The organism is Pseudomonas sp. AC355 (genome assembly GCF_979258205.1).
In genome coordinates, this window is sequence record NZ_OZ409843.1 from 1037336 (window position 1) to 1059634 (window position 22299).

The window sequence follows — 22299 nt, forward strand, 5'->3', positions numbered from 1 at the left end:
ATGGACGAGGTTCGGGAATAATTTTTCGTTTAGGATGGATTGCGCCACGCCGATGCCGTCCACGCAGTGCGCCATGGAATGCAGCATGAGCGCCGACGGCATGATGATGTGCCGCACCTGCTGATTCGACAGCAGTAGCTCGCGGCGAACAGAAGCCCGGCCTTGCGCCGGGCTTCCGCGTTTTTCAGTCCAGACGTTCCGGGTACTTCATCGCCAGATAGCACGGCGCTTCGCTGTCGGCCGGGTTGCGATAACGGTGTGTCTGGTCGGCGTAGAAAAGAATCGCGTCGCCGGTCGAAAGCAGATAGCGCCCCTCGTTGAAGCAGACCTCCTGCACACCCTGAATCACCAGATTTTCCTGGGCTCCGGGGCATGGCCTTCAGTTTGTTCTTCGCCCAGTGGCGCCAGGCGCGGTTCGTAGAGTTTCGATTGGCGCGTGATATCGAATGGGAACAGCGCTCTGCTGACGAACGCGCCACTGGCGTTGACCAGACGTTTGCTGATGCGCACCGGCATCAGTGCGACGCCTTCTAAGGCTCGACTTCGAGAAAGGCGGCCACCGAGACCTTGAGGTCTTTGGCGATCCTGCACAGTCAGTCCTTGCGATTGCGGCGCAACTCTTCCAGCAACTTGTTCTTGTCGCGCTCGCGCTTGGCAATCACGTCACGCTCGCTGCGGATCTGGGCATGGCTGAGCAGGGCAAAGATAAAGCTGCCGCCGATGATATTGCCGGCCAGGGTAGGCCCCGCAAACACCAGCCAGAAATCGCCCCAGCTCACTTCGCCGGCATACACCAGATAAGACACCTCTACCGAGCCGACCACGATATGGGTGAAGTCACCCAGCGCCATCAGGTAAGTGATCATCACGATAATGGCGATCTTGGCGCTTTCCATCGAGGCGATCATCCACACCATGGTGGCGATCATCCAGCCTGAGATGATGCCTTTGGCAAGCATCTGGGACACGTCGTTTTCCATCACCTTACGGCCGATTTCCAGAAACGCTAGGTCGGTCTGGGCATCGAAAATCGGCAGGCGCAGCATCACCCAAGCCACCAGCAGGGTGCCGGCTAGGTTTCCGCATAGCACCACGCCCCAAAGACGCAATAGTCGCCCGACATTGTTCAGGGTCAGCTTGCTCATCACCGGCAGCACGGCGGTCAGGGTGTTTTCCGTAAACAGTTGCTGACGGGCGAGGATCACCGCCAGAAAGCCTGCCGAATAACCGAGGCTGGCGATCACATGACTTTCATCGCTGGAGCCCAACCGAGAGCGGAACAAACCCATGGCCATCAGCGACAGGCCCATGGTCAGCCCGGCGGCCAGCGCCGACCACCATAATGCTGCGATGCTGCGTTCCAGCTCATGGTCGCCCTGGATCCTGATGGTTTCATGCAACACCGCCGCCCGCGGCGGCAGCTTCTCATCGATCTCGCGCTCTTCTTCGGCTGACAGGCCGGGGGTCTTGCCGTCTGCTTGTTCTTGCATACCAGTTACCTTCATGGGGGGAACAACGGAGGCCCGTCTGTCTGAGGATTCAGACCTGCGGCGCCCGGCTTCGTTCTGCCGTGATAAAGGCGTTCCTTGCCTCGCGGCAAAATGGGCTACGGCGCAGCCGTGCGTGAAACGTCAACAGACCCTAGTGCGTAGTGGAATATGGTTATGATAAAAGGGTTCTTTTAAGGCATAAGGCAATCAGGCAGGCTACCGCCCTTATCTGCCCCCTCGTAAGGAAACCCTGGATCATGCTGAAGAAACTCCTGCTGGCAACTGCCGTCACCACCTCGCTGCTCGGCAGCGCCGTTGCGCTGGCTGCGGACAAGCCGATTCTCAACGCTTCCTACGATGTCGCTCGGGAGCTGTTCGCCGAGATCAACCCCAAGTTCCAGGCTCACTGGAAGGCCGAGACCGGCAAGGATCTGAAGATCGACCAGTCGTTCGCCGGTACCTCGCGTCAGGCGCAGGACATCATTCAGGGCAAGAAGGTCGACACCGTGACCTTCAACCAGGTTACCGACGTGGACATCCTGGCCAAGCGTGGCCTGGTGCGTAAGGATTGGGCCGAGCAGTTCCCCAACCACAGCTCGCCGTACTACAGCACCACCGCGTTTCTGGTGCGCAAGGGTAACCCCAAGAACATCAAGAACTGGGACGATTTGGCCCGTTCCGACGTGAAGCTGGTATTCCCGAACCCGAAAACTTCCGGTAACGCTCGCTACAGCTACCTGGGCGCCTGGCTATACGCCAACGAAGCGTTCAAGGGTGACGAAGCCAAGATCAAGGAATTCGTTGGCAAGGTTCTGCGTAATGTCGAGAACTTCCCCACTGGTGGCCGTGGTGCGACCGTGGCCTTCGCCCAGAATGGTCAGGGTGACGTGCTGCTGAGCTTCGAATCGGAAGTGGTCAATATCGCCAAGGGTGACGAGTTCAAATCCGGCGAGTTCGAAGTGGTCGTGCCGCCGGTCAGCGTGCTGGCCGAATTCCCGGTTGCCGTGGTCGACAAGGTGGTCGACGAGAAAGGCACCCGTGACGTGGCCAAGGCCTATCTGGACTTCCAGTACAGCAAGGACATCCAGAAGCTGCTGACCACCTACCACTACCGCGTACAAGACAAGGAAGTGGCCGCCGAAACCGCGGGCCAGTTCCAGGATCTGCGCCTGATCAACCCGACCGAAGTCCTTGGTACCTGGGACGAGATCACTGCCAAGCACTTCGATGGCAATGCTATTCTTGACCAGCTTTTGGCCGAAGGCCGGTAATTGACTGCAGCGATCTGCTGCGCGTCGCCCCTGCGGCTTCCGAGATCATGATGATCACTGAGGGCTGAACCGCATCAGCTGTATTTCACAAACCGCCGACCTTCCGGCGGTTTGTGCATTGAAGGACTTTCGAGTGAGCAAGACCCCCGTTTTCTTTCTGCAGAATCCATTGCTGCCGGGCTTCGGCCTGAGCTTCGGTTTCAGCGTCTTCTACCTGTCGCTGGTCATCCTGTTTCCGCTGTCCGCTCTGTTGCTTTACGTCAGCGACATGAGCTGGGCGCAATACTGGCAAGCGATCAGTGACCCGCGTGTGGTGCAGAGCTACAAGGTCACCATCAGTGGTGCCTTCTATTCGACGGTGATAGCGCTGCTGGTTGGTCTGCTGATCGCCTGGATCATCACCCGCTACGAATTCCCTGGCCGCCGCCTGGTCGATGCGCTGGTTGACCTGCCGTTCGCGCTGCCGACTTCAGTCGCCGGGTTGACCCTTGCGACCTTGCTGGTGCCCGGTGGCTGGCTTGGCCAGTATTTCGACGCTGCCGGTATCAAGATCGCCTACGCCTACCCAGGCTTGCTGATCGCTATGGTATTCACCAGCCTGCCCTTTGTGGTGCGCACCGTACAGCCCGTGTTGCAGAGCCTGGGTACGGAGTACGAAGAAGCGGCCAGCACGCTGGGGGCCAACAAGGTGCAGAGTTTCACTCATGTGGTGCTGCCCAGCCTGGCGCCGGCATTGATTACCGGGGCTTCGCAATCGTTCGTGCGCAGCCTGGGTGAGTTCGGCGCGGTGATCATGATTGCCGGCAATATCCCATTCAAGACTGAAGTCTCGTCATTGATGATCTTCGTGCGGCTGCAGGAATTCAATTATCCGGCGGCGGCGGCGATCGCTTCGGTGATCCTCCTGGCATCACTGTTCCTGCTCTTCGCCTTGCAGGTAGTGCAGGGGCGCTTGTTCAAATGGCAGAGGCAAAGCCGATGAAAAAGCCTCAGCAGTGGCATCAATGGTTACTCATCATCCTTGGCCTCGGTGCAGTCGCGCTGTTGCTACTGGTTCCTCTGGCGCTGATTTTCACCAAGGCGCTCAGCGGCGGCTGGAGCGCGCTGGTCGACAATCTGTCCCAGGACTACATGCAGCACGCCATCGGCCTGACCCTGCTGGTCGCCGCGCTCACCGTGCCGCTGAACCTGTGCTTCGGCATCCTGCTGGCCTGGTGCGTGACCCATTACGACTTCCGCGGCCGCAAGCTGCTGACCACCCTGGTGGACATTCCCTATGCCGTGTCACCGGTTGTCGCAGGGCTTTGCTACCTGGTCGTCTACGGGCTGGAGACCGCGCTGGGACAATGGTTCTACGATAACGACATGCAATTGATGTTCGCCTGGCCCGGCATCGTCATGGTTACGGTGTTCGTCACCGCGCCTTACGTGGCGCGCATCTTGATTCCAGTCATGCAGTCTCAGGGCAATGACGAGGAAACCTCGGCGCTGTGCCTGGGTGCCAATGGCTGGCAGATCTTCCGCCATATCACGCTGCCCAACATCAAATGGGCGCTGCTCTACGGCGTGGTGGTCACCAATGCGCGGGCAGTGGGCGAGTTCGGTGCGGTGTCGGTGGTGTCCGGCACCATCCTCAACCAGACCCTGACCTTGCCGCTGCTGGTGGATCAGCTGAACAACGACTACAAGCCGGTGGCGGCCTTCACCGCCGCAGCGCTGCTGGCCTGCATGGCGTTGTTCACGCTGTTCCTCAAGACGTACATGGAGTGGCGTCAGCGGGTCAACATGCAGCGCGCCGTCGACAGCTGATTCAGCCCGACACTTGCGTCAGGTGCCGAACCAGTGCCGCCTTGAGCGGCGGCAGGTTCTGCGCCAGGCGTAGCCCGGCATTGCGCAACAGGCGCGTGGGCATTCGATCGTCGGTGTACAGCCGCACCAGCAGGCTGGTGGCCTGATAAAGCGGCCAGCTGGCACGCTGCTGGGCACGGGCGTATTGCTGCAAAACGGCGGGGTCGCCGATGTCGCGATCCTCGCGCGATGCATCGAGCAACACCTGCGCCAGCCGCCTCTGGCTCTGCAAACCGAAGTTGAAGCCATGGGCCGTCACCGGGTGCATGCCCACCGCGGCGTCACCGATCAACGCACAGCGCAGCCCGGCGAAGCGTTGCGCATAGACACCCACCAATGGATAGGCATGGCGCTCGCCGATCAGTTCCATGCGCCCCAGGCGTCGCTCGAAACGGCGCTCCATATCACGGGCGAAGGCGTCCGGCGCCAGCTTCATCACCTCGTTGATTTCCTCCGGTGGCAGGGTCAGCACCGCTGAGGCACAGTTGCCGTTAAGCGGGAGCAGGGCGAGCGTCTGCCCGTAACCGAACCACTCCCAGGCCACCTGTTCATGGCTGCGTTCGTGGCTCATACGGCAAACCAGCATGCTCTTGCCGAAGTCCTCCATGCGCGCACCGATTCCCAGGCGTCGCCGGGTCTCCGAGAGGCGGCTGTCGGCAGCGACCAGCAGGCGCGCATGCAGGAGCTGGCCATCGTTCAGGCGCAGCGTTACTGATTGCCTGGAGCAGTGCAGATCCTCGATTGTGCAGCCGGTCAGCAATTCGACGTCAGGACAGTCGTTTACCGCAGCGAAAGCTGCGCGGCGGATCGCCTGATTGGGCACCAGGCAGCCCAGGCGCTCCTCGCCAGCGGCTGCGGCGAGGATACGCAGTGCATAAAGAGACGGGCCATTGAGTACCTGGGCGTCACGCAAGGGCGAGATTTCGTCGGCCTGCAGGTGCTGCCATATGTTCAGTGACTGCAGCGCCTGTCGTGAGGCATGGGTGAGGGCGATTTCGCGCCCATCCAGCGGCGGATTCGCCACTGCATCGAGGGGCTGGCGTTCGATCAGCCGAATAGAAAGTCCGTGGCCGGACAGGGAACGGGCCAGGCATAGACCCGCTGGCCCGGCTCCGACGATGACGACATCCACTTGCATGGCGATTCCCGTACTTGCTGACAGATCGCTACTGTAGGTCAGCGAGTACCGGGGAACATTGCCCGGGATCAGGCAAACGCTGCGATCACCAGAAACCGATGGGGTGACGCTCGTTGATGTAATCGAGTGGCAGGGCGAAACCCTTGCGGAAGAAGTTGGCCAGACGGGTGTCGATGACCTTTTCGTTGACCGATGCCAGCAACGATTCCTGGCGGTGGATATCGCCGCTGTCGGCGTAGTACTCCTCATGCAGCATGCGTTGCGCAGCGAGGTTGGCGACCAGGCTGTAGCTGCTCACCAGACCTTCATCGGGGCGGCTGACCGCCAGGATCAGGCGCGGATTGTCGTTTTCCAGCACAAGATCGACCACCACGTCGAGATCGTGATTGCGGGCATAACTGGCTGCTTCTTCGAACAGAGGGCGCGCTTTCTCGCTCAATGCCTGGATGAATGCAGTGCGGATCGAGCTATCGCTCACGTCCTGCAGTTCATGGGTGTCTTGCAGCTTGCGCAGAGTATTCACTTCATTGCCCCTTTAGTTCGGCCTGCTGTCTAGCGTGGGAAAAACAGGCGGTGCAAAGAGTTCAGGCTGCTCGATAAATGGTCTCTGTTAATTGTCCGGAACTTGTGTGCCCCATGCACTGCCATAGACACACAGTAACGATTGGCTCGGAGAATTTCGCCAGCATGCAAAACATCGAGCAGGCGGTTCATTTCCTGGAAAAGTACAACCTGGTGCTGAGCACCGCGGAGTCGGCCACGGCCGGGCTGCTGGCTGCCACCGTCGCAGCGGTGCCGGGCTGTGACGGCGTGCTCGAAAGCGGTTTCGTCGCCTATTCCAAGCGCGCGATGCAAGCCAGTCTCGGCGTTAAGCTGGAGACCATCGAGACCTTCGGCATGAACAGCGAGGAAGTCGCCCGGGAAATGGCCATCGGCGTGCTGAAGGTCAGCAGTGCCGACATCATTCTGGCCATCACCGGCGCCCCGACCGCTGACGACAAGAGCGGCCAGCAAGTGATCGACGGCGCCATGTGCTTCGCCTGCGCCACGCGCCTCGCCGAACATGAGGGGGTGACCAGCGAGACCGTCACCTTCCCCGGAGACAATAACGAAAGGCGCGCTGCCGCAGCTCGCCATGCCTTGCTTCGACTGCCCTATTACTACGAACGGTTGCGTCAGACCTCCTGACGGCAGCGGTTCAGCGACTTGTGCAACATCGACCACTCAAGGAAAACACATGATCAAGAAATGCCTGTTCCCAGCCGCCGGTTATGGCACCCGCTTTCTCCCGGCGACCAAGGCCATGCCCAAGGAAATGCTGCCCGTGGTCAACACCCCGCTGATCCAGTACGGCGTGGAGGAAGCCCTCAACGCAGGCCTGACCGAGATCGCCATGGTGACCGGTCGTGGCAAGCGCTCCCTGGAAGACCATTTCGACATCAGCTATGAGCTGGAGCACCAGATCCGCGACACCGAAAAGGAAAAATACCTGGTCGGTATTCGTCGCCTGATCGACAACTGCACCTTCTCCTACACCCGTCAGGTGGAAATGAAGGGCCTCGGCCACGCCATTCTCAGCGGCCGTCCGCTGATCGGTGACGAGCCGTTCGCCGTGGTACTGGCCGATGACCTGTGCCTGAACATCGAAGGCGATGGCGTGCTGACCCAGATGGTCAAGCTGTACAACCAGTTCCGCTGCTCGATCGTCGCGGTGCAGGAAGTACCGATGGAAGAGATCCACAAGTATGGTGTGATCGCTGGCGAGATGATCCGTGACGACATCTTCCGCGTCAGCCACATGGTCGAAAAACCGAAGGCCGAAGATGCGCCGTCGAACCTGGCGATCATCGGTCGCTATATCCTCACTCCGGATATCTTCGACCTGATCAAGGACACCCAGCCGGGCAAGGGCGGTGAAATTCAGATCACCGACGCGTTGATGAAACAGGCTCAGGAAGGCTGCGTACTGGCATACAAATTCAAGGGCCGCCGTTTCGACTGCGGTGGTGCCGAGGGTTACATCGAAGCGACCAACTTCTGCTTCGAGAACCTCTACCGCGAAGGCCGCGGTTAACCGCTGTGAGTGTTAAAGAAACCGGGCTTCGTGCCCGGTTTTTTTGGCTATAGATGGTGTTAACTGCTAGGTACTCGCATAGCCCGATACCTGCTTGAAGTGTTGAACTAAAAGACTTTTGATAAGACGACATGGGGTGGCTGAGTTCAGATGTCCGCTGGTTAGCCATGTGGCGTTTGCTGGAGCGGCGCTTCGCGCCCAGGTCTTGTAGGATGGTGACTTCTCTCATGACTGCAGATAATGATGCACTGCGGATGTTATGCACGGTGCAGCCAAACATTACGAATGCAGCAGGGATCCTGATCAACCATCATCGTCAGAGGGATTACAGCGTGTCACTTACCCACTTCAGCCGCTTTGCGCTTGCCACTTTCAGCTTGCGAGCGCCAGTCGCCCGATGATCGTCAACACTATGGTTTTTCTCGCCACGTTGATTGCGATGGAAGGTGTCGCCTATTACGCGCACAAGTACGTGATGCACGGTTGGGGCTGGGGTTGGCATCGCTCGCACCATGAGCCGCGTGAAGGCTGGTTCGAAAAGAACGATCTGTATGCGGCGGTATTCGCCGGGCTGGCAATTGTGTTGATTGCCTCGGGCACCCAGGGTCTGCACCCACTGGAATGGATTGGTGCGGGAATGACCGCCTATGGCCTGTTGTACTTCGTCGTCCATGACGGGCTGGTGCATCACCGCTGGCCGTTTCGCTTCGTGCCTCGCAGTGGTTACCTCAAGCGCCTGTATCAGGCGCATCTGATGCACCATGCGGTGGAGGGCAAGGAGCGCTGCGTCTCCTTCGGTTTTCTTTACGCACCGACTACGGCGCGTCTGAAGGCACAGTTGCGGGCGATGCATGACGGTCCGCTGCGCAAGACGGATGTGGACGTTGCCACAGGTGAGCGGGGCGAGCCGGCCAGCGAGCGCCACGACTCTTAAGCGCACGCCACAACCCGATAAGCACTGCGCCGACTTTCTCCGCTTTGGAGGTGGAGATGCGTTCGTCCCAGGCGTAGTCGCCAGCGTCCAGAACTTTCATGCCGATCTGCCGGTACACCGCCGCTGCGGTTGCCACCGCCCAGGCAGAGCGCCAGGGCAGGGCGCTAAGGCCGGCCTGAGCGCTGGCATAGTAGGGCTCGGCTAACTCGACCAGGCGCTTGCCAAGCACCGCCACGGCTGGACGATAACGAATATCGGCGACCTGATCGCGCGGTACGCCTAGTTCTTCCAGCCATTGTTCGGGTAAGTAGCAGCGCCCCACGGCGGCGTCTTCGGTGATATCCCGGGCGATATTGGTCAGTTGAAATGCCAGGCCCAAGTCACAGGCGCGATCCAGGGTCGGCTCATCTCGAGTGCCCATCACCCGGGCCATCATCAGACCCACCACGCCGGCCACGTGGTAGCAGTACTGCAGGGTATCGTCGATGCTCCGATAGCGGTGTTCCAGTACATCCATTTCGAAACCTGCTAGGTGCTCCAGGGCATGCTGCTCGGGAATGTCGTGTGCGATCACAACTTGACGAAAGGCTGCGAAAGCGGGGTCGTTCAGCTCGCCACCGGCATATACCGTATGGGTTTGTGCCTGCAGATGAGCCAGGCGTTGCTCGGCTTGTTCGCGGCTGATCGATACGGCGTTGTGCCCGGCTTCCTGGCCGTCGATCACGTCGTCGCAGTGGCGACACCATGCGTAAAGCATCACGGCGCTGCGTCGGGTCGGCTCGTCGAACAGTTTCGAGGCCGCTGCGAAGCTCTTCGAACCTACCGCAATGCTCTGGTTAGCGTGCTCGATCAGCGCCTGATCGTCCGGCGTGGCGGCGCTCATGGCTGTAAGTCTTCGATCATCAGGCCCGCCGTGGCCTTGGCCGAGCCGATCACGCCCGGAACGCCAGCGCCAGGGTGGGTGCCAGCACCAACCAGATAAACATTGCTCAGTTGCGCATCCCGGTTATGCGGGCGGAACCAGGCACTCTGCTGCAGCACGGGTTCCAGCGAAAACGCCGAGCCCTGATAGGCATAGAGCTCATCGCGAAAATCGTTGGGTGTGAAGATTCGGCAGGTCACCAGGTCTTCGCGCAGCCCCGGGATGTAGTGCTCCTCGAGGTAGGCGAGAATGCGATCACGGTAGCGCGGGCCCTCGACCTCCCAGTCGATCGGCGCGTTGCCCAGATGCGGCACTGGCGACAGCACGTAGTGGCTCGAACAGCCGGGCGGCGCCAGGCTGGGGTCGGTCACGCATGGCGCGTGCAGGTAAAGGGAGAAGTCCTCGGCCAGGGTTTGACCGCTGAATATTTCCTCGATCAGCTCGCGATAACGTGGCCCGAAACACACCGTGTGGTGTTGCAACTGTGGCTGCGGGCGCTTGAGGCCGAAGTGGATCACGAACAGCGAGTTGCTGAAGCGTTTGCCTTTCAGGCGACGACCTTCCTGCCGCCCACGCGGGTGCTTGGCGAGCAGGTTGGCGTAGGTGTGTACCACGTCGGCGTTGGAGGCCACGCTGTCGGCCGCGAACTGACGACCGTCCTGCAGCCGCACGGCGGTGGCGCGATTGCCCTCGGTTTCGATGGCGGCCACGTCAGCATTCAGCTCCAGCGTACCGCCGAGATCTTCGAACAACGTGACCATGCCCTGCACCAGTGCACCCGTGCCGCCCTTGGGAAACCATACGCCCCACTCGCGCTCCAAGGCATGGATCAGGGTGTAGATCGATGACGTGGCGAAGGGGTTACCGCCGACCAGCAAGGAGTGGAACGAGAAGGCCTGGCGTAATTTGTCGTGTTCGACGAAATTCGAGACCATTGAGTAGACGCTGCGCCAAGCCTGCAGCCGCGCCAGTTGCGGGCCAACCTGGAGCATGTCGCGGAACGACAGGAAAGGCACCGCACCAAGCTTCAGGTACCCCTCTTTGAACACCGCACGGGAGTAAGCCAGGAAGCGCTGGTAACCCTCCACGTCGCCGGGGTTGAGGGCCTGGATCTGGCGATCCAGCTCGGCCTGATCGTTGGCGTAGTCGAACTGCGTGCCATCCTCCCAGCACAGGCGGTAGAAGGGTTTGACCGCAAGCAACTCAACATAGTCGGCAACCTTCCTGCCGCTGAGGGCGAACAGTTCTTCGATGGCGCTGGGGTCGGTAATCACCGTCTGGACCGGCGTCGAAGGTAAAGCCCTGGTCACGGTAGACGTAGGCGCGGCCGCCTGGTTGGTCACGTTTTTCCAGCAACGTGGTCTGGATGCCTGCGCTCTGCAGGCGAATGGCCAGAGCCAGCCCGCCAAAACCCGCGCCGATGACGATGGCTGTTTTCGCTTGGTTCATGAACGAGTCTCGAAATGCCGAGGGGAATGGCGCACGGCCGCCCGCATGGCTTGATCAACGGGCACCGGCGGCTTGCCGACAAGAATTCGTGCACGGTCGTACCAGGGGTTGCTGCCAGCGTAGAAACGCTCGATCAGCCCTGCGGGCAGTCCGTAGAAACGCTGCATGACCTGCCAGCGATCTTGCGGGCGCCCGGCCAGGAACAGCATGCGGTTGAGCAGACGGTAGAAGTTCTGGTTGCGCCATTCGCTTCGGGCGTGGGCGCGCAGGTCGCGTGCCAACGTGGCTGCGTCTTGCAATGCATAGTCCGCGAGCCAGTCTGCCAGGCGCACCGCATGGGGCAGTGAATAACCGGTGGTGCAGTGGAACAGCCCGGCGCGTAGACCGGACAGCGGCTGGCCGGCGGCTTCGTCCCAGAAAGCGTCGAAGTCGCCGGCCAGGGTGATTGGCAGGATGCCCTGTTCCTCACGCAGGCACTCGGCGACCTGCCAGCCATGCTGACGGGTATAGGCCGCGATGTGTTCGCGCAACTGTTCGGTGGAGGCGCGGTGATTGTCGACGTAGTGGGTGTCTTCGATCAGCAACGTGTCCGCCGAAAAGGGCAGCACGTAGACGAAGCGATAACCGTCGCCCTGTGGCACTCGCGCATCCATGATGATCGGCGTCGTCAGGCCGTGGGGTTGCTCGAGGCGCAGCAGCTGGCCGACGAAGGCCTGCTGGCCAAGTATCAGATTACTGCTCGGTTTGGCGCCGCGGCCGTCGATCACTGCCAGGGCGTTGAGCCGCTCGCCACTCTCCAGTGTCACGTGGGTAGGGCTGATTTCGCTGATGGCGCTGCCCAGGCGAAGCGTCGAACCCAGCGCTGGGGTGATGACCTCGGCGAAACGCTCACTCGTGATGCTCGCGTAGCCACTGTTCATGGCACGCGACAGATAGGGGAAGTGCACCTGATAGCCCGGCCAGCGCTTCACCACCAGAGGCTCCAGCCAGCGATGCTGAGCTTCGCTCAGATCACCGTCGTGAAACGACCAGGTGTGGTTGCCGCCCAGGCTCAGTTGCTCTTCGATGCACAGTACCTTGAGATCCGCCCGCTGCTGCATACGCCAGGCGATCAGGCCATTGGCGAGGCCGCCGCCAGCCAGAATCAGGTCGTAGGTCATTGCTGGGCCGCCTCTGCCGGGGCGTGCTGCACCATGGCTGCTTCGACGATATCGGCGGCCTTCGGTGCGCCGCCTGCCTGCTGCAATTCCAGGTTCAGCGCCTCGAAACCAGGCAACGGCTCTGCCAGCAAGGTACGCAGCGCCGCGGCGATACGTGAGGCGCTGGCCCGACGGCTCAATTGCGTACCCACGCCTCGGTAGGCGACGCGCGCCGCCACGCCAGGCTGGTCGAAAGCAATCGGCATTACCAGCATCGGAGTGCGTGCGGCGATTGCATCCATCACGGTGTTCAGGCCGCCATGGGTGATCACCGCGTCGGCCTGCTCCAGTGCCCATTGCTGCGGTGCGAAGTCGGTGACCCAGGTAGCGCCGCGCTCGATAAGACGTTGTTCCTGCGCCGCATTGAGTTTGCCGCAATGGGCGATCAGCAATTGGCTGTCGATACTGCGGCAAGCCGTAGCAATCCGTTCGAACAGGCCGAGGCGATCACCCTGTAGCGTGCCGAGGCTGGCAAAACAAAATGGCCTCTGCTTATCGATTGGCCATTCGCCCTGCAGCTCGGTCGCCGGGCTACGCAACGGGCCGACCGCGTGAAAGTGCTCGGGCAACTGACTGCGCGGGAAGTCGAACCCGGGCAGCGTCTGGCTGATTTGCGCCAACGGCGACAGGCATTCGTGTAACGCCGTGCGCGGTGCGATATCCAGGCGTTTGGCGGCATCCTGGATGACCTTGCCCAACGGCTTCATCAACCAGTCGTACACCTGGCTGCTACCCCGGTACATGTGCAGGCTGCGCTCGTCGGTGGCGTAGGCGAACGGCATCACCGGCAGTGGCAACCCCGGCTCGCGGTTGACCGGCAGCGCGCAGGCAACGGAAACAAATGGCAGTCCCAGGCTTTCGGCAACCAATCCGCCTGCGGGCTCCATCTGATCGCAGAGCAGGGCGTCCACGTGATTGTCAGCCAGTGCGCTCGGCAGCTCGGCGCAGAGCATGGCTGTGGTAGCCGCCATCTGTTTGATGATGCGGCGTAGCCCCCACGGGGTGTCTGGTCGCGCCGCCTGGCGCAAGGTGTGCTCCAGGCTGCCTGGCGGGTGGCTGTTGGCACCCACTGAGCGAAAGCCGACGCGCGGGTCGCTGAGCCAATGGGCGGCGTCCGACTGATGAAAGAAGGTCACCCGGTGCCCACGGTCTAGTAGCTCGACCGCCAACGCCTGCAATGCCTGAAAGTGGCTGTAATAGGGTGGGGCGATAACGGCGAAATGACTCATGCTTGAACCAGTTGCTGTGTGCCTTGGGGCAGCAATCGGGCCTTGCGCAGCGCGACAAGGTTGGAAGAGCCGGTGCAGAAGCACGCCGTGCGTAGTTGGCGAATAACGATCTGAAAATGCTCGATTACGGCCTCGGTCGAGAGTGTCGCCCCGGGCAGCACGCCAGCGGCCTGGCCAACGATATCGGCGCCCAGGCGAATGGCCTTGGCAGCATCCACGCCGTCACGAACACCGCCGGAGGCGATCAGCGTGACGTCAGGCAAGGCTTCCCGTATCCCCTGCAGCGCCGTGGCGGTCGGAATGCCCCAGCCAGCGAAGGCCATTGCCACGGCTCGATCTGCTTCATTCGCGGCGCGTTCACCTTCCACCGCAGCCCAACTAGTGCCGCCAGCACCTGCCACGTCGATGACCTGGACGCCAGCCTCGACCAACGAGCGAGCCACCGAGGCCGATAGCCCGGCGCCCACTTCCTTGACGATCACCGGCACATGCAGGCTATTCACAACCCGCGCAATCTGCGTGAGCACACCGCGCCAGTCGCGGTCACCTTCAGGCTGAACGGCTTCCTGCAGCGGGTTGAGATGAATGATCAGGCCGTTGGCTTCCAGCGCATCGACGGCACGGCGGGCCAGATCCAGCCCCTGAGGTTCGAGCAGTTGCGCGGCGCCGATATTGGACAGCAGCGGGATACCTGGCGCGCAGCGGCGTAGTTCACGGGTCAGGCCCTGGTCGTTACCTGTCTGCAGGCTGACGCGCTGGGAGCCAACGCCCATGGCAATGCCCAGCTCCTGGGCGGCTTCGGCGAGGTGGCGGTTGATGGCTTCGGAGCGGTTGGCACCGCCGGTCATGGAGCTGATCAGCAGCGGTGCCTGCAGAGCGATACCGAGCAGCGAGCTGCGCAGGTCGATCTGCCCATGATCGAGCTCAGGCAATGCACAATGTTCGAACTGCACGGCCGACCAGCCTGCGCTGACACGTGTAGCCGCCTTGTGTCGATCCAGAACGATATCCAGGTGGTCATCCTTACGCCGACTCAGGTCGTTATTATTCATGCAGGCTCCATTGCGCAGGAATCATTTTGCGGTGCACGCGGTCTGTGCAGAACGGAATGATCGAATAGCATATCGACATCCGCTAGGCTTGAATTGGCCACATTATCAGGCAACTGCACGCACTAGACGTTCCAACATTACAAACCCGCTTCAGTTGTGATCATTTCGGTGTCAGGATCCTTCGTTGCAGTGGCCTGGCAGTACTTGAAAGCGTGTCCAAGTGTTGCGGGAATACAGAAGAAGAGAGGGAACGATGACAGCCTATGCGACTGCAACGATCGACAGCGGATTCACCGAGCACCTGCTGCAATTGCGCGGTGCCATCGAGGGGCGGCTGGATGAACTGCTACCCGCCGTCAGCAATGAACGAGATCTGGTAGCCGCTGCCGTTCGTGACGGTGCGCTGGCCCCTGGCAAACGCATGCGGCCACTGCTGTTGCTACTTGCCGCCAATGGCCTGGGCGCCAATCAGCGTCAGGCACTGGATCTGGCCTGCGCCATCGAGATGGTGCACGCCGCCTCGCTGATTCTCGATGACATGCCGTGCATGGACGACGCCCAGATCCGTCGCGGGCGGCCCACCGTGCACCTGGCGTTCGGCGAAGACATCGCCATTCTCGCCGCCGTCGCCTTGCTGGCACGAGCCTTTGGCGTGGTCGCCGGTATCGAGGGGTTGAAGCCGCTGGTGCGCACTCAACTGGTGGAAATCGTCGCCAATACAGTCGGCTCACAGGGTCTGGTGCAGGGGCAGTTGCAGGATCTGCGCGATGGCAAGAATGCCCGCTCCGAAGAAGAGATCGCCGAAACCAACAAGCTCAAGACCGGGGTGCTGTTCAGCGCGATCATGGACATGGCCTACCTGATCAGCGACGCGCCCAAACCGGTGCGCAGCGTGCTGCAGCGCTTCGCTGTCGAACTCGGCCATGCCGTGCAGCTCTACGATGACCTGCAAGACGCCAACCCCAACAACGCTAAAGATCAGGGCAAGGACGACGGCAAGTCGACCCTGCTGGCACTGCATGGAGAGGAGAGGGTGCGCGAACGCCTCGATGGTCACCTGGCACGTGCGCAGATTTGCCTGGACGAGGCCTATCGAGGTGACGTGTATATAGGCCGCTTCCTCGGCATGCTCTTCGCGTGAGCGTCAGGGACTATTGAGGGAGCGCCTCTAGCGCACTCTGCAGTTCGGCTGCATCGCTGAAACGCTGTTCGCGAATCACGCTGCCGCCTTCCAGCTCCAGCCATTGCACGGTTTCCCGGTCGCCTTCATAGCGGCCTGCGACCCTGCCGGTCTGATCGAGCATGATGCGGTATTTGGCCGAGCGCATGGCCGGCACCGCGACCATCTTCGCCAGTGATGGCATCTTCTCGATATCCGCTACGTAGACCACGTGGCGCGCCTCCAGAAAACCTTCCGGCTTCTCCTCCAGTGCGCCATTGACCAGGCGTGCGGTCGACATGCTGCGTGCCACCAGCACCACGCGGGCGCTGTCATTGAGGGTGTAGGCCTTTTCGAACTGATCCAGCAGCGTCCAGGGCGTGGAAGGGGCGGGCGCATCGGTGGCCCAGGCGCTGGAACACATAACACTGAAAAGCAGGATGGAAATAGACTTCATGGCAGGCCGCTCTGTCGAAAACTCGCAGCACAATAGAGCGCAGTGGCGGTCATTGCCAAATGTTTTGCTGCTCTCTGAGCTTAAATATTCAGCCGGATTTTCGCCTTGTACCGGTCTGATGGCAGCCTTCCAATACGCGCATCATCAGTCTGATGAACAGCAACGGGAGAAGGTAGTAGGCGACGAAATCCATCAGCAAGGCTACCGCTTGGTTCCGTTGTTAATTAGAATCGATCTCGTTATTGACTCTTACAACAGGTGCCCGGCATGTCCGGTTCGGCAGTATCCACTGCACAGGCTTTTCACGATCTCTACCGCGACCACCGCAGTTGGTTGGAGCAGTGGCTGAGTCGCCGTATGGGTAACGGCTGGGATGCGGCAGACCTCAGTCAGGATGCTTTTATCCGCGTTTTAGGCGGCTCCCAGGTTATTGCCGAACTGCAGGAGCCACGCGCGTACCTGAAAACCATTGGCAAGCGCCTGCTGATCAATCTGCACAAACGCCGCAGCCTTGAACAGGCGTATCTCGATGCACTGCTGCAACTACCCGAAACCTGCGCGCCCTCGCCAGAGCAACGCTGGCTACTGTTGGAAACCCTGCAGGCCCTGGACGAATTGCTCGATGGCTTACCACCAGTGGTGCGCCGTGCCTTTCTACTTAGCCAGCTTGAAGGGCTCGGCTACCGGGAAATTGCCGAGCGCTTGGAGGTTTCCGAGCGCAGCATCAAACGCTACATGGCTCAAGCCTACGAACACTGTTTGCTGGTCGAACTGTGTTGAACCCTGAGGTCAGTGACGATACCCGCCGTGTTGCGCGTTCCGCCGCCCGCTGGTTGGCGCTGATCGAATCTGGTGAGGCTGGTGAGCAGGACCACGCCGCATTGCAGCGTTGGCGCGACCACAGCGCCGCCCACGAACATGCCTGGCAACGGATTCAAGCGCTGCGCTCGCGTTTCGACGGGCTGCCCCCCGAACTGGCCATGGCCAGCCTGAACCGCCCCGACCAGGGCCGTCGGCGCATGCTCAAGGGCATGCTTGGCCTTGCCACTGTGGCACCGGCCGCCTGGCTGGTCAGCCGCGAACTGCCGATCGAGGCCTGGCGGGCAGATCTCTCCACCGGCACCGGGGAGCGCCGCAGCCTGACCCTGGCCGATGGCAGCGTGCTGGATCTGAATACCGCTTCAGCAGTGAATATCGACGCCGGCAAGCGGCAGCTAACCCTGGTACGCGGTGAAATCGCCTTGCGGGTTGCCGGTGCGTTCCCCTTCATCATTGACACCGAGCAGGGCATGGCGACGGTCAGTGCAGGGGAGATTTGTGTGCGTCAGCAGGACGATGCCTGCGAATTTTCAGTGTTCGGCGGTACCGCGCAGCTACGGCCAACGGGGTACGAGACGCTTGCCCTGCGGCCAGGTCAGCGGGTGCGCCTGCGTGAAGGCCGCATCGAGTCCACCGTGGCCTTCGATACCGAAGTACCCGGCTGGCGTGACGGTGTGCTGATGGCCAACGATCAGCCGTTGGGCGACTTCCTACGTGAGTTGGATCGCTATCGTCCCGGCATCCTGCGCTGGTCGCCAGCCCTCGAATCACTACGCGTCACCGGCAGCTTCCGCCTCGCCGACACCGACCAGATACTCGATCTGCTTGCTGCAAGCCTGCCGCTGCAGGTTCAGGCCCGTACGCGCTACTGGGTCACTCTGGTACCTCGCGAACGAGCGGCCTGACCTGTAGGAGCCCGCTTGCGGGAGATGCGATTGCGGCCATTCCAGTAATTCGTGCCATGCCCACGATTCGCCCGCAAGCGGGCTCCTACGGTATGAATGTATCTGCAAGAGGAGTGTCTGGCGCAGTCGGGACGGCGCGGCGCGAATGTGGTGGTGCCGTTCCGAAGATCCATGGCGTTGACCACCATTCGCCGCGGGGTCGCGGCTCCTACAGATGGGTTGTGAAATTTTTTCTCGCGCTCTGTCCCTTTTTCTTCACTGGCCTGTCATGGGTAGTAAGTGAATTAAAAAGAGAATGCTTCCCATGCCACTATTGACACGTCATCGGCCTCGTCTGGTGTCATCCATCTCCTACTCGACGGTATGCCTGAGCCTGTTGCTCGGTTTCGGGGCGGTCGCACCGTTCGCCACTCATGCCCAGACTCAGGAGCGCAGCTACAACGTGCCGGGTAGCGACCTGGGCGCCGCGTTGAGCCGTTTCGCCAGTCAGGCTGGGGTGAGCCTCTCCGTCGATCCGGCGCTGGTCAGTGGCCAAAGCACTCAGGGGCTTTCCGGTAGCTACAGCGTCGATGAAGGCTTCGCGCGGCTGCTGCAGGGCAGTGGTTTGCGTCTGCAGCCGGTAGGCACTGGAGCCTACACGCTGGTGCCGGCCAGCGAAGGGGCCTCTGCCATGGTAATCGCCCCGACGGCGATTACCGGTGTCACCGTGCCCTCAGAGAGCCTTGAGGGCGAGCGCTACGCTGGCGGCCAGGTGGCACGCCGCAGTTCCCAAGGACTGCTGGGCTCGCGGGACTTCATGGAGTCGCCGCTGAGCATGACCACCTACACCAGCGAGGCGGTGAAGAACAATCAGTCGCGCACCCTGGCAGACCTGACCGCCAGCGACCCGGCGGTACGCTCCACCAACCCGGCTGGCGGCCGTTTCGAGCAGTTCACCATCCGTGGTTTCAGCCTGTTCAACAGCGACGTTTCCTACGGCGGGCTGTACGGCATCATGCCGACGTACTCCATCGACATGGAAATGGCCGATCGCGTCGACATCCTTCGCGGCCCGACCCAGCTGGTCAACGGCATTTCGCCACGGGGCAGCGTCGGCGGCGGTATCAATATCGTGCCCAAGCGTGCCACCGACAAACCGATCACTGAGTTCACCGGCAGCTATGCCTCCGACAGCCAGGTAGGCGGCGCGGTCGATGTCGGTCGCCGCTTCGGCGAGGACAACCGCTTCGGTATCCGTTTCAACGGCGTGAAACAGTCCGGCGATACCGAGTGGGATGACCAGAAGGTCAATCGCGAAATGGCCGTGGTCGGTCTGGACTTCCGCGATGAGCGCCTGCGCCTGTCGATGGATGTAGGGCATACCGAGCGCGACACAGACGCACCGCAGGAGCGGGTGTTGGTTCCTGGGACAGTACCTGTTCCAAAGGCGGATGACGTACGCCACAACTATGCCCAGGCCTGGAGCAAGGCCGAAACCAGCGACACCTTCGGTGCCCTGCGCGGCGAATACGATATCGACGACTCGCTGATGGTCTACGGCGCCGTGGGCGCGCGCAAGAGCCGCCATGACTTCCTGCGCCACAACGTATCAATCACCAACGCCGCCGGTGATTTCACCGTTTCGCCGCGTGATTTCACCCGTGACGAAGATGTACGCACCGTGAATGCGGGCGTGCGCAAGTGGTTCCAGACCGGCTCTGTCAGCCATGAGGTGAATCTGGCTGCCGACTACTTCGAGCTGGATTTCGAGAATGGCGGTGGGCGTTACGCCACCGGCCAGAGCAATCTCTACAATCCGGTGGCCACGCCGACCCCAAGCGTCCGAACCCGCGATGACGCCAAGGTCTACACCGAGAACCGTTTCAGCGGTGTCGCGCTCTCCGACACCTTGGGCTTTCTGGAAGATCGCGTACTGCTGACCCTCGGCGCGCGCTGGCAGCGAGTGAAGGTCGATGACTGGACAGACGGCGTGAAAGGCGACACCTCCTACGATGAGGAAAAACTGTCGCCCTCGGTCGGCGTACTGTTCAAGGCTACCGATCAGCTGTCGCTGTACGCCAACTACATGGAAGGCCTTAGCCAAGGCAAGATTGCGCCGTCAACCTCCGAGAATGAGGACGAGATATTCGCGCCGTTCATCAGTCGTCAAATCGAGGCGGGCGCCAAGTACGATATGGGCAAGTTCGCCATCACTGCGGCAGTGTTCCGTATCAAACAGCCGGCTTATGAGACTGCTGCGCCAGTGGGTAGCCAGGTTGAGGGCACCTTCGGTCCCAACGGCAAACGCGTCAACGACGGTGTGGAAGTCAGCGTCTTCGGCGAGCCTGTCGAAGGTTTCCGTCTGCTGGGTGGTGTGATGTACATAGACAGCGAGCTGACCGATACCAACAACGGCGGCGCCACTGACGGTAACCGCGCCCCGGCCACGCCTAAATACAACGCCAACCTCGGCGCCGAATGGGACGTGCCTACCCTGCAGGGTCTGACCCTGACCACGCGTGGGATGTACAGCAGTTCGCAATACCTGGATCAGGCCAATACCAAGGAAATCGACTCCTGGACGCGCTATGACGTCGGCGCGCGCTACGCCTTCAAGGCCGATGGCACGGATATCACCCTGCGCGGCACCGTCGAGAACGTGCTCAACAGCCGGGACTGGATCTCGGCGGGCGCTTCGGATGACAGCGAAGCTGGCCTGACCATTTCCACCCCACGCACCTTCATTCTGTCGGCAACCGTTGGGTTCTGACCTTCCGTAGTACCTCTGCGGCGAACACCCATGCATCGGGCGCTCGCCGCACACAATAAAACCAACCATTCAGGGATGAAGCGGGAAGCCTCGCAGAAGGCTGCCCCGTGCTTTGCGTGACCTGCCATTGACTGATGAGTGCAGTGCTGACGACTTTCAACGGCTCCAACCGGAGCCTCGAACAGATAGAGGCGAGCACCATGTTGAGTGAACGAGCAATACCACTGGACCGATTCCAGCGCGATTCGGCCCATAGCAACAACGCGGATTACCTGGAACGCCAGGAGCGATTCGAATCCAATGTGCGCAGTTACCCGCGCAAGCTGCCCCTGGCCATTGCCAAGGCGCAGGGCGTATGGGTGACCGATGTCGAGGGGCGTCGTTATCTCGATTGCCTGGCCGGCGCAGGAACCCTGGCGCTGGGCCACAACCATCCAGCCATCGTCGACAGCCTGTCGAGCTTTCTGGCTTCCGGGGTGCCCATGCACACCCTGGACCTCACCACGCCGCTGAAGGATGCCTTCAGCGAGACTCTGCTCGGCGTGCTGCCGAGCCAGGGCTATTGCCTGCAGTTTTGCGGCCCCTCGGGTGCCGATGCCGTGGAGGCCGCGCTCAAACTGGCCAAGACCGTTACCCGGCGCAGCAACGTGATCGCCTTTTCCGGCGGTTACCACGGCATGACCCATGGTGCCCTGGCAGTGACCGGCAATACCGGCCCGAAAGATGCCGTGGCCTCGCTGATGCCCGGCGTGCAGTTCATGCCGTTCCCCCACGAATACCGTTGCCCGCTGGGCATCGGCGGCGAGGCGGGTGCTCGTACGCTGTCCTACTACTTCACCCAGTTCATCGAGGATGTCGAGAGCGGCGTCTGCCTGCCGGCTGCGGTGATCGTCGAAGCGGTGCAAGGCGAGGGCGGTGCCAACCCGGCCCCCAATCAATGGCTGCGAACCCTGCGCGAGGTCACCCGGCGCCACGGCATCCTGCTGATCCTCGACGAGGTACAGGCCGGTTTTGGTCGCACCGGGCGGATGTTCGCCTTCGAGCATGCCGATATCGAGCCCGACATCATCGTCATGTCCAAGGCGGTCGGCGGCGGCCTGCCACTGGCGGTACTGGCCATCAAGCGCGAGTTCGACGCCTGGCAGCCAGGCGCCCATACCGGCACTTTCCGCGGCAACCAGATGGCCATGGCCAGCGGCATGACCACCCTGCAGATCATTCAGAACGATGCCCTGGCCGAGCAGGCTCAGGTGCGCGGTGACTGGTTGAAGGAGCGCTTCAATGCGCTGCGTGAGCGCTACCCGGTGATTGGTCAGGTGCGCGGTCGCGGGCTGATGCTAGGCCTGGAAATCGTCGACGAGCGTCAGCCTGCCGACGCGCTGGGCGCCCACCCCATGGATGCTGCGCTGTCAGCTGCCATTCAGAGCCACTGCTTCAAGCAGGGCCTGCTGCTTGAACGAGGCGGGCGCAATGGCAGCGTCATCCGCCTGCTGCCGCCTTTGATCATCGACGAGGCGCAGTGCAGTGAAGTGGTCGTCCGTTTCGAGCGCGCGCTGGACGCTGCACTAGCCGACGCGCGGGGAGGTGCCCGTGGCTGATCTGTC

General features: G+C 61.4%; 19 protein-coding genes and 2 pseudogenes. 11 read left to right on the forward strand and 10 right to left on the reverse strand.

Going from position 1 to position 22299, the window contains the following annotated elements; translation table 11 throughout:
* Positions 1 to 184: 184 nt before the first annotated feature.
* Both ACZ0AI_RS05000 and ACZ0AI_RS05005 read right to left on the reverse strand, forming a co-directional pair.
* A pseudogene (locus tag ACZ0AI_RS05000) lies at positions 185 to 593 on the reverse strand (cupin domain-containing protein); the annotation flags it as partial.
* The gene (locus tag ACZ0AI_RS05005; RefSeq protein WP_463564826.1) at positions 594 to 1490 is read right to left on the reverse strand and encodes a formate/nitrite transporter family protein; all 897 of its coding nucleotides are present in this window, start codon (positions 1488 to 1490) and stop codon (positions 594 to 596) included.
* A 257-nt stretch (positions 1491 to 1747) separates the two neighbouring features.
* On the opposite strand from ACZ0AI_RS05005, the gene cysP reads away from it, so the two are divergent.
* From cysP to cysW, 3 genes are all read left to right on the forward strand, one after another.
* Positions 1748 to 2761, forward strand: a complete 1014-nt coding sequence (cysP, locus tag ACZ0AI_RS05010; protein WP_463564827.1) for a thiosulfate ABC transporter substrate-binding protein CysP — start codon at positions 1748 to 1750, stop codon at positions 2759 to 2761.
* 133 nt (positions 2762 to 2894) lie between these two features.
* A complete protein-coding gene (gene cysT, locus ACZ0AI_RS05015) occupies positions 2895 to 3743 on the forward strand; it encodes a sulfate ABC transporter permease subunit CysT (RefSeq protein WP_463564828.1) in 849 nt (282 codons plus the stop codon).
* Positions 3740 to 4570: a sulfate ABC transporter permease subunit CysW gene (gene cysW / locus ACZ0AI_RS05020; protein ID WP_463564829.1), complete on the forward strand. Its 831-nt coding sequence runs from the start codon at positions 3740 to 3742 to the stop codon at positions 4568 to 4570. The genes cysT and cysW overlap by 4 nt, the downstream gene beginning before the upstream one ends.
* A 1-nt stretch (position 4571) precedes the next feature.
* Here the strand turns inward: cysW and ubiM are convergent, their stop codons facing one another.
* Positions 4572 to 5747: a 5-demethoxyubiquinol-8 5-hydroxylase UbiM gene (gene ubiM / locus ACZ0AI_RS05025; RefSeq protein ID WP_463564830.1), complete on the reverse strand. Its 1176-nt coding sequence runs from the start codon at positions 5745 to 5747 to the stop codon at positions 4572 to 4574.
* Between the two features lie 85 nt (positions 5748 to 5832).
* Complete coding sequence (locus ACZ0AI_RS05030) at positions 5833 to 6270, reverse strand: hypothetical protein (RefSeq protein ID WP_463564831.1); 438 nt, start codon at positions 6268 to 6270, stop codon at positions 5833 to 5835.
* Between the two features lie 164 nt (positions 6271 to 6434).
* On the opposite strand from ACZ0AI_RS05030, the gene ACZ0AI_RS05035 reads away from it, so the two are divergent.
* From ACZ0AI_RS05035 to ACZ0AI_RS05045, 3 genes are all read left to right on the forward strand, one after another.
* Positions 6435 to 6935: a CinA family protein gene (locus ACZ0AI_RS05035; RefSeq protein ID WP_463564832.1), complete on the forward strand. Its 501-nt coding sequence runs from the start codon at positions 6435 to 6437 to the stop codon at positions 6933 to 6935.
* Positions 6936 to 6984: 49 nt separating this feature from the next.
* Positions 6985 to 7821, forward strand: coding sequence for a UTP--glucose-1-phosphate uridylyltransferase GalU (galU, locus tag ACZ0AI_RS05040; protein WP_042554636.1), 837 nt, complete (start codon positions 6985 to 6987; stop codon positions 7819 to 7821).
* 397 nt (positions 7822 to 8218) lie between these two features.
* A complete protein-coding gene (locus tag ACZ0AI_RS05045; RefSeq protein WP_463564833.1) occupies positions 8219 to 8755 on the forward strand; it encodes a sterol desaturase family protein in 537 nt (178 codons plus the stop codon).
* On the opposite strand, the gene crtB is transcribed toward ACZ0AI_RS05045, so the two are convergent.
* The 5 genes and pseudogenes from crtB to fni form a co-directional block, all read right to left on the reverse strand.
* On the reverse strand, positions 8637 to 9638 hold the full coding sequence (gene crtB / locus ACZ0AI_RS05050) for a 15-cis-phytoene synthase CrtB (protein WP_463564834.1): 1002 nt from the start codon (positions 9636 to 9638) through the stop codon (positions 8637 to 8639). The genes ACZ0AI_RS05045 and crtB overlap by 119 nt on opposite strands.
* Positions 9635 to 11126, reverse strand: a pseudogene (locus ACZ0AI_RS05055) (phytoene desaturase). Before ACZ0AI_RS05055 ends, crtB begins: the two are co-directional and overlap by 4 nt.
* A complete protein-coding gene (gene crtY / locus ACZ0AI_RS05060) occupies positions 11123 to 12286 on the reverse strand; it encodes a lycopene beta-cyclase CrtY (protein WP_463564836.1) in 1164 nt (387 codons plus the stop codon). Before crtY ends, ACZ0AI_RS05055 begins: the two are co-directional and overlap by 4 nt.
* Positions 12283 to 13554, reverse strand: a complete 1272-nt coding sequence (locus tag ACZ0AI_RS05065; RefSeq protein ID WP_463564837.1) for a glycosyltransferase — start codon at positions 13552 to 13554, stop codon at positions 12283 to 12285. The genes crtY and ACZ0AI_RS05065 overlap by 4 nt, the downstream gene beginning before the upstream one ends.
* On the reverse strand, positions 13551 to 14606 hold the full coding sequence (gene fni, locus ACZ0AI_RS05070) for a type 2 isopentenyl-diphosphate Delta-isomerase (RefSeq protein ID WP_463564838.1): 1056 nt from the start codon (positions 14604 to 14606) through the stop codon (positions 13551 to 13553). The genes ACZ0AI_RS05065 and fni overlap by 4 nt, the downstream gene beginning before the upstream one ends.
* 253 nt (positions 14607 to 14859) lie before the next feature.
* Between fni and ACZ0AI_RS05075 the strand changes: the two genes are divergently transcribed.
* On the forward strand, positions 14860 to 15747 hold the full coding sequence (locus ACZ0AI_RS05075) for a polyprenyl synthetase family protein (protein WP_463564839.1): 888 nt from the start codon (positions 14860 to 14862) through the stop codon (positions 15745 to 15747).
* A gap of 10 nt (positions 15748 to 15757) precedes the next feature.
* Here ACZ0AI_RS05075 and ACZ0AI_RS05080 read toward each other — a convergent pair whose 3' ends face one another.
* On the reverse strand, positions 15758 to 16222 hold the full coding sequence (locus ACZ0AI_RS05080) for a hypothetical protein (protein WP_463564840.1): 465 nt from the start codon (positions 16220 to 16222) through the stop codon (positions 15758 to 15760).
* Between the two features lie 258 nt (positions 16223 to 16480).
* Here ACZ0AI_RS05080 and ACZ0AI_RS05085 point away from each other — a divergent pair, with 258 nt between their 5' ends.
* The 4 genes from ACZ0AI_RS05085 (at position 16481) to ACZ0AI_RS05100 (ending at position 22293) form a co-directional block, all read left to right on the forward strand.
* Entirely contained in the window at positions 16481 to 17002 is a 522-nt protein-coding gene (locus ACZ0AI_RS05085; protein WP_463564841.1) for a sigma-70 family RNA polymerase sigma factor, read from the forward strand.
* The gene (locus ACZ0AI_RS05090) at positions 16996 to 17946 is read left to right on the forward strand and encodes a FecR domain-containing protein (RefSeq protein WP_463564842.1); all 951 of its coding nucleotides are present in this window, start codon (positions 16996 to 16998) and stop codon (positions 17944 to 17946) included. Before ACZ0AI_RS05085 ends, ACZ0AI_RS05090 begins: the two co-directional genes overlap by 7 nt.
* 304 nt (positions 17947 to 18250) lie before the next feature.
* Entirely contained in the window at positions 18251 to 20695 is a 2445-nt protein-coding gene (locus tag ACZ0AI_RS05095) for a TonB-dependent siderophore receptor (RefSeq protein ID WP_463564843.1), read from the forward strand.
* A 200-nt stretch (positions 20696 to 20895) separates the two neighbouring features.
* A complete protein-coding gene (locus ACZ0AI_RS05100; protein ID WP_463564844.1) occupies positions 20896 to 22293 on the forward strand; it encodes a diaminobutyrate--2-oxoglutarate transaminase in 1398 nt (465 codons plus the stop codon).
* Positions 22294 to 22299: the final 6 nt, after the last annotated feature.

Coding starts and splice junctions, on each gene's coding strand:
- ACZ0AI_RS05005 (WP_463564826.1), bottom strand. CDS start 1,490: ATGCAAGAACAAGCAGACGGCAAGACCCCCGGCCTGTCAGCCGAAGAA.
- cysP (WP_463564827.1), top strand. CDS start 1,748: ATGCTGAAGAAACTCCTGCTGGCAACTGCCGTCACCACCTCGCTGCTC.
- cysW (WP_463564829.1), top strand. CDS start 3,740: ATGAAAAAGCCTCAGCAGTGGCATCAATGGTTACTCATCATCCTTGGC.
- ubiM (WP_463564830.1), bottom strand. CDS start 5,747: ATGCAAGTGGATGTCGTCATCGTCGGAGCCGGGCCAGCGGGTCTATGC.
- ACZ0AI_RS05035 (WP_463564832.1), top strand. CDS start 6,435: ATGCAAAACATCGAGCAGGCGGTTCATTTCCTGGAAAAGTACAACCTG.
- galU (WP_042554636.1), top strand. CDS start 6,985: ATGATCAAGAAATGCCTGTTCCCAGCCGCCGGTTATGGCACCCGCTTT.
- ACZ0AI_RS05045 (WP_463564833.1), top strand. CDS start 8,219: ATGATCGTCAACACTATGGTTTTTCTCGCCACGTTGATTGCGATGGAA.
- crtB (WP_463564834.1), bottom strand. CDS start 9,638: ATGAGCGCCGCCACGCCGGACGATCAGGCGCTGATCGAGCACGCTAAC.
- crtY (WP_463564836.1), bottom strand. CDS start 12,286: ATGACCTACGACCTGATTCTGGCTGGCGGCGGCCTCGCCAATGGCCTG.
- ACZ0AI_RS05065 (WP_463564837.1), bottom strand. CDS start 13,554: ATGAGTCATTTCGCCGTTATCGCCCCACCCTATTACAGCCACTTTCAG.
- fni (WP_463564838.1), bottom strand. CDS start 14,606: ATGAATAATAACGACCTGAGTCGGCGTAAGGATGACCACCTGGATATC.
- ACZ0AI_RS05075 (WP_463564839.1), top strand. CDS start 14,860: ATGACAGCCTATGCGACTGCAACGATCGACAGCGGATTCACCGAGCAC.
- ACZ0AI_RS05080 (WP_463564840.1), bottom strand. CDS start 16,222: ATGAAGTCTATTTCCATCCTGCTTTTCAGTGTTATGTGTTCCAGCGCC.
- ACZ0AI_RS05095 (WP_463564843.1), top strand. CDS start 18,251: ATGCCACTATTGACACGTCATCGGCCTCGTCTGGTGTCATCCATCTCC.
- ACZ0AI_RS05100 (WP_463564844.1), top strand. CDS start 20,896: ATGTTGAGTGAACGAGCAATACCACTGGACCGATTCCAGCGCGATTCG.